Raw genomic sequence first — 10824 nt, 5'->3', positions numbered from 1 at the left:
TTCCTTATTTCACAGCGCCGAAGGTCAAGCCTTGGACAAGTTGTTTCTGGCAGAACCATCCTAGGACAACGATTGGTCCGACGGCTGCGGTTGAGACTGCTGAAAGGCGTCCAAAGAACAGACCTTCTGGCGCGCGGTTGCCTTCAATGAGCTTGGAGAGTGTGGCCGCGTCGATGGTGGTAAGGCGAACCGTCCAATAAGCTTCGTTCCAGCAAAAGATGAAGACCAGAAGCGCGGTTGACGCGATGCCGCCCCAAGCGAGGGGTACAAGGATCTCTTTGATCTCGCCCCAAGTGTTGACGCCGTCCATCTTGCCCGCTTCGATGATATCCTTCGGGATTTCCTTGAAGTAGGTGAACAGCATCCAGATTGCGATTGGCAGGTTGATCAGGCACAGCACGGTGATGACCAGGATATGCGTGTCATAAAGCCCGACGCCTTTGGCAAGAAAGATCATCGGATACAGGACCGCCGCTGCGGGAAGCATCTTGGTCGACAACATCCACATCAGAACGTCTTTGGTCGCACGACTTGGGTTGAACGCCATCGCATAGGCAGCAGGGACGCCAACTACCAACGTAAATGCTGTCGCCGATACGGCCGAGATGACAGAGTTACGGGCGAAGCGCCAATAGTCATAGTTCTCGGTCATGTTGAGATAGTTCTCAAGCGTTGGGGTGAAGAAGAATAGGAACTCAGGCTTCACCGCGTCGGCGTCTGTTTTGAAGCTTGTCAGAACCATCCAGAAGATAGGGAAGAAGAAAAGCAGTCCGACAGCCCAGGCCAAAACGGGCCGTCCATAGGTGCTGAATTTCGAGGATTGTGCAACGATTGCCATGATCTAGCCCTCCTATTCCATCAAAGTCTTGCCAACCATACGCAGCAGAAAGATCGCGACGATGTTGGCGAGGATTACGGCGAAGATGCCGGTGGCACTGGCTGCGCCGATATTGTTGTTGGCGAATTCACCGATCAGATAGGGCAGGTTCTTGTTCCCGTTGCCCCGGCTCACGATTTCGATTTCCGCATACAACGACAGGTGAAAAATCGCTTGGATCATCACCACGATGGCAATCGGGCGGCCCAGATGCGGCAATGTCAGAAACCGGAACTGCGACCAGGTGCTTGCGCCATCCAGAACTGCAGCTTCTTTTTGTTGCTGGTCCTCGGATTGGAGCGAGGTCATGAAGATGAGGACCGCAAAAGGCGTCCATTGCCAGGTCACCATCATGATAACGGCGATGGCCGATGTTTGGGTCGCGCGGAACGAAACCGGTTCGAATTCTGGCCAGAGCGAGAAGAAACCGCCGAGAACGGGCATCTGTCGCAACCCATCCATGATTTCGTTTATTCCAGCAACTGCGATCCCCTGCAAACCCAGGACAGGATCAAGGATCATGTTGATCCAAAGCACTGCATTAACCGCAGGCATTACGAAGAACGGTGAAATCAGCAAGACCCGGACGATCCCTTGTCCCGGAAAGGTCTTGTTGATCAGGACCGCAATCAGTACACCTAGAATGACGGTCAGAAACAGGATGCTGCACACGATGAAGAGGCTGTTTTGGATGGCGAGCAGGAAGTCTTTGGATTTCAGAACAAATTCATAGTTTCCGAACCCACGCCAGTTGCTCAGACTCGGTGACGTCCATTCCGGGCGGCGAAGGCTATTCAGCACATACCGGATGAACGAGAAGTAAAGCGTCATCCCAAGTGGGATAAGCATCCAAACCAAAAGCAGAAGTACCGCTGGAGTTTGAAGAAGCCTAGGAAGCTTTCTGTCAGACATTAGTCTATCCTCCTAGCAAAACGAGGCCATCGCTCTGCTTGTGACGTGTTGGTTGCGAATGTTTGGACTTTACGTGCCGCGGGGCCGTATTTTCAATGAAAGCGGCCAGGTTGTGAGAGGGCCCGGCAAGGCCAGGCCCTCGGTACTTAGTGGTTACTCGTAATAACCTGCTTCACGCATGATCGCATCAGCTGCAGCTTGCGATGCGGCCAGCGCATCCTCTACCGACTTAGCGCCGGACAAAGCTGCTGCCATTTCCTGAGCGACAGCCGAACCTACTTCCGGGAATTCCGGGATGGCGGCGAACTGAACGCCGACGTAAGGCTTCAGGTCTGTTGCTTCAGGCGCAGCGCTTTCGATCGCTGCCAGTTCGGCAGCTGCAAAACCCGCTGCGGCCTGAAATTCAGGGATCGCATAAGTCGAAGCACGCTGACCGGTCGGAACAGAACCCCAACCGAAGTCCGGGTGGTTACCCACAGCTTTCACATAGTCTTTCGACGTTGCCCACTCGATGAAGGCACCAGCAGCTTCAGCGTTCGGCGAACCGGCGGGGATTGCCATTGCCCATGCCCACAACCAGTTGGCTCCAACAGGGTTGCCAGCGTTCGGCGATTGAGCGTAGGCAACACCGTCAACTTCAAGGAACGAAGCTGCGATTGTCGCGTCGATCCACATGCCACACTTACCTTCGTTATAGAGCGCAAGGATCTCGTTGAACGAATTGCCTTCTGAACCCGGAGGTCCGTAGTTGCCAAGCAGGTCGACGTAGAAGTTGATTGCGGCATTCCATTCGGCGCTGTCCAGAACAGGCTTCATGTCGGCATCGAACCAAGCACCACCGAAGGAGTTAACGACCGTGGTGATGAACGCCATGTTGTCGCCCCAACCCGGCTTGCCGCGCAGGCAGGCGCCGTAAACGCCATTATCCGGATCGTGGATTGCAGCCGCGGCGGCTTTGATGTTGTCCCAAGTGTCGTTGTCGGCAATGGTCACACCGGCTGCGTCGGCAAGGTCCTTGCGGTACATGACCATCGACGATTCACCGTAAAACGGCGCGGCATAAAGCGTGCCTTCATGCGACAGACCATTGCGCATCGCAGGCAGGATGTCGTCGACATCGTAATCAGCGCTGAAGCTCAGCGGTTCGATCCATCCAGCAGCACCCCAGATGGGTGCTTCCTGCATACCAATGTTGATGATGTCATACTGACCACCACCAGTTGCGGTGTCCGACGTGACCTGTTCGCGCAGGACGCCTTCTTCCAGAGAGACCCAATTGAGTTCGACCCCGGTTTCCGCTGTATAGGCCTCGGCGACCTTTTGCATGTTGATCATGTGACCGTTGTTCACGATCGCGATTGTCAGGCTGTCGGCGGTCGCGGCAGCTCCCCCCAAAAGGGCAATTGCGCTAGCTGCGCAAAGTGCATTCTTAAAAGACATCCGGGTTCCTCCCTAGATAGGATGTTGAGCGTAAACGCTACCAACGATTATTACTTCGCGTCAATCATGTTTTTTACTCGCGTAAATTTTTCAATCAAAGGTTAATCTTATCAGGGATTTACGCGGAGCCGCGCATGACAAGCTTACCCTCAAATAGAATTTCCTCGCGCTTTTTGAGTCGTTCTCTAGAATCGACCAAGGACAAAACCGTCTCGACACTTTTTGCGGCGATGGCCTCATAATCCTGCGAAACTGTAGTCAAACTTGGGCATGTAAAGCGCGAGAATGGGTGATCATCATGTCCTGCAATTCTAAGAAAAGAATCCGCTTCTAAGCCGACCTTCAAACCGTTCTCAAATGCAGCCGACAGCAAACCTATTGCGAGTCGGTCGTTTGAACATAAAATCGTATTTGAGGGCAGTCGCTGGTTTGTCAGGACCCGTGCCCCTTCGCGAAAACCGATTTCTTCAAAGTTCCACCCCTGCCCATTAACCTGAATCAGATGTGGCTCATGCCCCAATCGTTCCATTGCTTCCAAATAGGCTGTGCGTCGTTTGTAAGCATTTGGGTTGATTGGTGCCTTCATTTCAAAGAATACCGGTGGCTCGCCTGATCGACACAGATAGTCAACAATCAAGCCAATACTTTGATTGTTGTCTGAACCGAAGAACGCCTCGCCAATTCCTTCGAGGTTGGCGTCAAACAACACGGTTGGGACTTCATTTGTGAACTCCGCGACCCGCTCTTCCAGCGATGCCCGACCGAGCGGTGCCAACAACACACCGGCGGGCTTAATGGACCGAAGGCTGTCGAGGTTGGCAAGTTCTTGCTCTGGCCCGCCATGAGAACTGAGCAACAACGGATTATAACCAGCCTCGACGACTAGCCCCTCAATTGTTCGAGCAAACCCGGCGAAAAAGGGATCGGTCAAATTGGGAACCACCAAACCAATGTTCTTAGTCTGACGTCGATTCTGATTGACCGCATAAATGTTCGGCCGATAGTCATATTTCTCTAACGCAGTCTCGATTTTCGCGCGGGTGGACTTCCTAACGCTATCAGGATCATTGAAATACTTCGAAATCGTCGGACGGGAGATTCCGCTAACCGCCGCAAAGTCCTCCATGTTCTTGATTTTTTGATCCGTCATTGGCGAACCCTTCCGTTGCCATCTTGATATTCCTGATGTCCAAGGATGCTCAGAAAACTTATTTCTGTAAAGTTTGAATTTGGCGCGCGTTAATTTATTTCTTACTGGTTCCCCCGATACACGGTGGAGACAGGATGGTCGCAACGTCTCGTCACAGAGTTCACTGGCCGGCTTGGCGACAACAGTTGCGTCGCAGCAAAAAACTCTGCCGTAGGCGCAAAGAAAGGCTCCGCAATCAATAGCGTGCCAGAGAAAGTCCGGAAGGTTGCACGTCTCGATGGTCGAAGTAACCGCGGCGAAAGTGAGGTTTGAAATTTGCGCCTCAGACCGACTTTCAATGGCCGCTCTGGTGAAAACCGCCACACAGCCACATTCTCGACACTGTGGGCGTAAGGGTTTTCTGCGTGAGCAATAGCTACACAAGCAAAAGGCGGCTCCCTCCCACATTTGAGAGATGGACCGCTTCAACTAGCAGTGACCACTTTTCTCAATTGCTGACATTCGAAAGAGCAGAGCTGGACCGCAGCTGGGCAGGACTTTTCCGACATTCGATTTTCAAACCTTCGCTGCCACAGCATCCGTGCGTATGCGCCGCGCGATCGCCGCTGCGACGCCGCGAATATCTCCGAAGCGGTCATTGAAAACTGCGAATGAACCCCGTTCCGAAACCGCACTTTCGCTGCAACCGATGAAACAGATGAGTTTTCTTGCCCTCGCCCGCAGGACTTGAGTGGTGATCTTCAACCGGTCGCTTGTGCTGACGCCTCAAGGTAATGGGCCTCGTTCAAATAGCCGATGTAGTCTGTCCAGCTTTGCGGAATGATACGATCAACCGTGGCAGGCAGTTTCTGGGCCACAGGTTCGGGCATCAAAGCTTCGTGCTTATTCACAACGCCACCCGCCCCGGCAGGAAACGCCTCTTCGAACCGGGAAAGCTCATCCCAGTGGGTTGTTGCGCGATGATCTTCAAGCAACCCGACCCGCGCCAAAAGCCAGCTGCCCGTATCCAGCTTGAGGTAGCCATACGAGGGCATGACAACCAAAACATCGCCGATCTGATCGCGCAGCGCACCATGCGGGGGAATGACAAGCCCGCTGGAACTCTGGACAGGATCGCCTTCCATGAACCAAAAGACCGCCATACATAAAGCTCTTGTCGCGCCAATGTATTGGCTCCGCGAAGCGGCTTGACCAAATTCGCGAGGCAAGGGTTCGAGTCCCCATCAAAGCACAGGATGTTGTAGCGGCGGGTCATTATTTTCCCTAAACTGCATGATAAACGACCAAATCTGCACACCGCAAATCTGCCCTGTGCCGTTTTATTGGTCTATCACCCACCCAAAGGAATACGCGCCATGCAGTTTGGTCTGTCAGAAGAACAGGAGATGATCGCGTCCACTGTTCGCAGCTTCGTCGAAAACGAGATCTACCCCCACGAGGACGCCGTAGAGCGCAGCGGCACCGTCCCTTTGGACCTGGGCGAGGAAATCAAACAGAAGTGTATCGATCTCGGCTTTTATGCCTGCAATTTCCCCGAAGAGGTTGGCGGCGCGGGTCTTAGCCACCTTGATTTCACGCTTGTGGAGCGCGAGTTGGGGCGCGGCTCAATGGCGCTGACCCACTTCTTTGGCCGCCCGCAGAACATCCTGATGGCGTGCAACGATGAACAACGCGAACGCTATCTGCTGCCCGCCGTGCGGGGTGAACGCATGGATGCGCTGGCGATGACCGAACCGGATGCGGGGTCAGACGTGCGTGGTATGAAATGCCAGGCGATACGCGACGGCGGTGATTGGGTCGTAAACGGGTCCAAACATTTCATCTCGGGCGCAGAGCACGCGGATTTCTTTATCGTCTTTATCGCCACCGGTGTGGATGAAACGCCGAAGGGCCCCAAGAAACGGATCACCACATTCCTTGTGGATCGCGGCACGCCTGGTTTTGAGGTGCGCGAGGGCTACAATTCGGTCAGCCATAGGGGCTACAAGAATTACATCCTGACCTTTGACGATTGCCGTTTGCCCGACGCGCAGGTGCTGGGCGAGGTTGATGGCGGTTTTGCTGTGATGAACGAATGGCTTTATGCAACGCGGCTGACGGTTGCTGCGTTTTCGGTCGGGCGGGCGCGGCGCTGTTTTGACTATGCGCTGAACTATGCCGCAGAACGAAAGCAGTTCGGCCAGCAGATTGGCAAGTTTCAGGGCGTCGGTTTCCAGATCGCTGATATGATTACCGAGATTGACGCCGCTGACTGGCTGACCCTTGCTGCGGCGTGGCGTCTGGATCAGAACCTGCCCGCCAACCGCGAGATTGCCTCGGCCAAGCTTTATGCCTCTGAAATGTTGGCGCGGGTCACGGACACGACGCTGCAAATTTTCGGCGGGATGGGCCTGATGGACGATTTCCCGATCGAGCGTTTCTGGCGCGATGCGCGGGTTGAACGCATCTGGGACGGCACGTCCGAAATCCAGCGCCACATCATCAGCCGCGATCTGCTGCGCCCCTTGGGCGCATAAGACCAAAAACCGATCAGGACCGTCGATGACAACAAAGCTCACCAGACTTCTGCACCCCAAGTCCATCGCCGTCATTGGCGGTGGCGCCTGGTGTCGGCAGGTCATCCTGCAATCCGAGCGCATGGGTTATGAGGGCGACATCTGGCCGGTGCATCCCAAGGCAGGTGACGTCGCGGGCCACACGGCCTTTGGCCGCCTCCAGGACTTGCCCGCTGCGCCCGATGCCGCGTTCATCGGCATCAACCGGCACGCCACCATTGATGCGGTTCAGGCACTGTCGGCAATGGGCGCAGGCGGGGCGGTATGTTTCGCCTCCGGCTTTTCCGAAGCCGTGGCCGAGGATGAAACCGGCACCGACCTACAGGAACTGCTGATCGCGGCGGCAGGCGACATGCCGCTGCTTGGGCCAAATTGCTATGGTTTTATCAACGCGCTGGACGGTGCGCTTTTGTGGCCGGACCAGCATGGCGCAACACCGGTCGACAAGGGCGTGGCGATCCTCACGCAAAGCTCGAACATTTCGATCAATCTGACCATGCAGCAACGGGCCCTGCCAATTGCGTATATGGTGGCCTGCGGGAACATGGCGCAGACCAGTCAGGCGGAAATTGCAACGGCCCTGGTCGACGATCCGCGTGTGACGGCCATCGGGCTGCATATCGAAGGGTTCAAGGACATCCGCCATTGGGAGGCATTGGCCGCAAAAGCTTATGCAAGAGGCGTGCCGTTAGTCGCGCTCAAGGTGGGGGCCTCCGAACAGGCGCAGGCCGCAACCGTGTCACACACCGCGTCGCTTGCCGGCAGCGATGCGGGCGCGCAGGCGCTTTTGAACCGGCTGGGTATTCCGCGTCTTGCAGCCTTGCCCGATTTCCTTGAGACTTTGAAACTGTTGCACTGCTATGGCCCGCTGCCGGGCGGCAACATCGCCTCGATCAGTTGTTCTGGCGGGGAGGCCAGCCTGATCGCAGATATGGCAGTTGGCACGGGACTGACCTTTCCAAACCTGACGACTGGTCAAAAAAACCAATTGCGCGCTGCACTCGGACCGATGGTCGCACTGAACAACCCGCTGGATTATCACACCTATATCTGGCGCGATACCAAGGCGATGACGCAGGCTTGGTCCGGCATGACTGGGGAGAACATCGACCTGACGTTCTCTATCGTGGACTACCCGACCACCGATGCAACGGACTGGGTCTGCACCAAGCAGGCCGCGTTGAACTTGCGCGCCGCCACCGGCGCACGCTTTGCCATCGCATCGACCCTGCCTGAACTCTTGCCGCTTGATATTGCACAGGACTTGATGGCCGGCGGCGTCGTCCCCTTAATGGGTCTGCGCGAAGCCCTCGCTGCCATCCGTGCTGCCGGTCAGATCGCGCGTCCTGCGACAGAGCCGATCTGCCTGCCGGGATCGGCAACCGCCACGCTGATGCTGACCGAAGCGCAGGCCAAGAAAGCCTTGTCCGAACATGGTTTGCATATCCCGAGGCACTGCACCGTTCAAAGCCCCGACGCCGCCCGCGCAGCCGCCCTGAAACTGACCTCCCCCTTTGCCATCAAAGGCGTCGGGCTGGCGCACAAATCAGAACACGCGGCAGTCCGTCTGGGGATCAGCGCCGAAGATGTGGCAGACGTCGCCGCTGCTATCGGCACACAAGAGATCCTGATCGAAGAGATGATCACCGGCGCAGTGGCAGAGCTACTGGTCGGAGTCCTGCGCGACCCGGCTCATGGTTTTGTGCTGACCCTTGGCGCAGGCGGCGTCCTGACCGAAGTGTTGCGAGACACCGTATCCTTGCTGGTGCCCAGCGCGCCCGAAGACATCCGCTCGGCGCTCGGCACCCTGAAAATCGCCCCGCTTCTCGCAGGCCATCGCGGTCAGCCCGCGGCCGATCTGGATGCGATCCTCGGTGCCGTCGTGGCAATACAGACCTATGTGGTGCAGAATGCCGACACGCTTTGCGAGGTCGAAATAAACCCGCTTCTCTGTACGCCCGACAGGGCGGTCGCAGCGGATGCTCTTATCAGAAAGGCCTGAAAATGGACTCGATCAAAACCCGCCGTGATGGCGCAATTCTTGAGGTGACGCTGGACCGGCCCAAGGCCAACGCCATTGATCTGGCCACCAGCCGCATCATGGGAGAGGTTTTCGCCGACTTCCGCGACGACCCGGGCCTGCGCGTCGCCATCGTGACCGGCGCAGGCGAAAAGTTTTTTTGCCCCGGCTGGGATCTCAAAGCCGCAGCCGACGGCGATGCCGTGGACGGTGACTATGGTGTCGGCGGGTTTGGCGGACTGCAGGAACTGCGCGATCTGAACAAACCTGTCATCGCTGCGGTGAACGGCATTGCCTGCGGCGGCGGACTGGAACTGGCCCTGTCAGCCGACATGATCCTTGCCGCAGACCACGCCACTTTCGCCCTCCCCGAAATCCGCTCAGGCACCGTCGCGGATGCAGCCAGCGTCAAGCTGCCCAAACGCATCCCCTACCACATCGCGATGGAGCTTTTGCTGACCGGGCGCTGGTTCGACACCGCAGAGGCAAAGGGCTGGGGGCTTGTGAACGAAATTGTCCCCGCAGATCAGTTGATGAACCGCGCATGGGATCTTGCCCGCCTTCTGGCCTCCGGTCCGCCGCTGGTCCACGCGGCCATCAAGGAAATCGTGCGCGACGCCGAAGATGCAAAGTTTCAGGATGCCATGAACCGTATCACCAAACGCCAACTGCGCAGCGTCGACACGCTTTATTCCAGTGACGATCAGCTGGAAGGCGCACGGGCTTTCGCAGAAAAACGCGACCCGGTCTGGAAGGGTCGGTAAAGCGGTAAGGTGTTCATGGGCGTAGATGAATAGATCGCAATGAGAGGCGGTCCTAGTTTTTCGACCAGTTTTCAGCCTTGTTGAGGTGGATCAGGGTTTCATTTCAGGCTGCCAGTCTCATTGGTTCTGTTTTGCTGGCATAGGCCTCGTCAGGGGTCAAGATTCCGTGGGGCGAATGTGGGCGTTCGACCTTGTAGTGGGCCAGCCACTTTCCGATGCCAGCCTTCGCCTCCGAGCCTGTCTCAAAGGCGTGCAGATAGACGCATTCGTTTTTGAGTGACCGCCAGAGCCGTTCGATCATGCGATTGTCACGCCACGCGGCTGTGCCAATCCATGATGGTCACGAGTTCGACGTGGAAAGCGGCCTCTGCCACTACCGTGCCCGCCACTATGACCCGGACACAGGCCGCTTCCTGCAATCCGACCCGCTGGGCATTGCCGCAGGCGACATGAACCTTTACGCCTACACGTGGAACGATCCAGCCAACTGGTCGGACCCAAGCGGGTTGACCTCAAGCAATGAGAACAGCCGCTTGACCAGTGGTGTTGCTGGCATGACGCGCTATGCGGGCAAGCAAGTGGGCAAAGGCGCAAAATGTGTTGCCCAAAAAATCGGCACCGCTTTAACGAGTATCGCGAAAAACCTTGCTGCTGGGCGCGACATTTCGCGAGGTGCATTCGTAAATCGTCCAGGATGTCGAACAGGCTTCCGTGCTCAAAAATGTAGGTGTGGAAGCGGAGGGTCCCGTTCTTCCTTCACCGCAGGCACCGAAGTTCTGACCCCCAACGGCAAAGTCGCCATCGAAACCCTGCGCGAGGGCGATATGGTTGTCGCCCGCAACGAAGACACGGGCGTTTCGGGCACCTTCCCTGTAACGGCTCTGATGACCCGCGTAGCGCTGGACACCTATTGGGTTGAGCTTGCACGGGCGGATGGAACGACGACGCGGCTTGGCGTCACGTCCGAGCATCCGATGTTCGTGGTCGGCAAAGGCTGACTGCCTGCAGGCGAGGTTGAGGCGGGGGACAAGATCCGGGATGCGGCTTTGGGGGAACTGCTGGTCCTCTCCGCCGAGGCCGACAGCACGCCCCAGCGCGTCCACAAC

The 10824-nt window shown here is 56.7% G+C and carries 9 protein-coding genes and 1 pseudogene; 4 read left to right on the top strand and 6 right to left on the bottom strand.

The window, feature by feature from the left end:
• Positions 1-4 precede the first annotated feature (4 nt).
• From Q0864_RS00655 to Q0864_RS00635, 5 genes are all read right to left on the bottom strand, one after another.
• Positions 5-838 (bottom strand): carbohydrate ABC transporter permease, encoded by an 834-nt coding sequence (locus Q0864_RS00655; protein WP_298565113.1) that lies wholly within the window; start codon positions 836-838, stop codon positions 5-7.
• A gap of 12 nt (positions 839-850) precedes the next feature.
• Positions 851-1789 carry a sugar ABC transporter permease gene (locus tag Q0864_RS00650; protein ID WP_298565111.1) on the bottom strand — a complete coding sequence of 313 codons (939 nt, stop codon included), beginning with the start codon at positions 1787-1789 and terminating at the stop codon, positions 851-853.
• Between the two features lie 153 nt (positions 1790-1942).
• The gene (locus Q0864_RS00645) at positions 1943-3229 is read right to left on the bottom strand and encodes a sugar ABC transporter substrate-binding protein (protein ID WP_298565108.1); all 1287 of its coding nucleotides are present in this window, start codon (positions 3227-3229) and stop codon (positions 1943-1945) included.
• A gap of 118 nt (positions 3230-3347) precedes the next feature.
• Entirely contained in the window at positions 3348-4379 is a 1032-nt protein-coding gene (locus Q0864_RS00640) for a LacI family DNA-binding transcriptional regulator (protein WP_298565104.1), read from the bottom strand.
• A gap of 740 nt (positions 4380-5119) precedes the next feature.
• Entirely contained in the window at positions 5120-5521 is a 402-nt protein-coding gene (locus Q0864_RS00635) for a hypothetical protein (protein WP_298565102.1), read from the bottom strand.
• A 213-nt stretch (positions 5522-5734) separates the two neighbouring features.
• Between Q0864_RS00635 and Q0864_RS00630 the strand changes: the two genes are divergently transcribed.
• The 3 genes from Q0864_RS00630 to Q0864_RS00620 are packed head-to-tail and all read left to right on the top strand — an operon-like array spanning position 5735 to position 9718.
• A complete protein-coding gene (locus Q0864_RS00630; protein ID WP_298565100.1) occupies positions 5735-6895 on the top strand; it encodes an acyl-CoA dehydrogenase family protein in 1161 nt (386 codons plus the stop codon).
• Between the two features lie 25 nt (positions 6896-6920).
• Positions 6921-8936: an acetate--CoA ligase family protein gene (locus Q0864_RS00625; RefSeq protein WP_298565097.1), complete on the top strand. Its 2016-nt coding sequence runs from the start codon at positions 6921-6923 to the stop codon at positions 8934-8936.
• A 2-nt stretch (positions 8937-8938) separates the two neighbouring features.
• Entirely contained in the window at positions 8939-9718 is a 780-nt protein-coding gene (locus Q0864_RS00620) for a carnitinyl-CoA dehydratase (protein ID WP_298565095.1), read from the top strand.
• A gap of 103 nt (positions 9719-9821) precedes the next feature.
• Here the strand turns inward: Q0864_RS00620 and Q0864_RS00615 are convergent.
• A pseudogene (locus Q0864_RS00615) lies at positions 9822-10034 on the bottom strand (integrase core domain-containing protein); the annotation flags it as partial.
• On the opposite strand from Q0864_RS00615, the gene Q0864_RS00610 reads away from it, so the two are divergent.
• On the top strand, positions 10018-10716 hold the full coding sequence (locus Q0864_RS00610; RefSeq protein WP_298565092.1) for an RHS repeat-associated core domain-containing protein: 699 nt from the start codon (positions 10018-10020) through the stop codon (positions 10714-10716). The pseudogene Q0864_RS00615 and the gene Q0864_RS00610 overlap by 17 nt on opposite strands.
• The last annotated feature ends 108 nt before the right edge of the window (positions 10717-10824 follow it).

This window comes from uncultured Aliiroseovarius sp., assembly GCF_947497285.1.
In the GTDB taxonomy this organism is placed as follows: Bacteria; Pseudomonadota; Alphaproteobacteria; order Rhodobacterales; family Rhodobacteraceae; genus Aliiroseovarius.
Note: the sequence above shows the minus strand (reverse complement) of the source record. Positions and strands in the feature narration are given on the sequence as shown.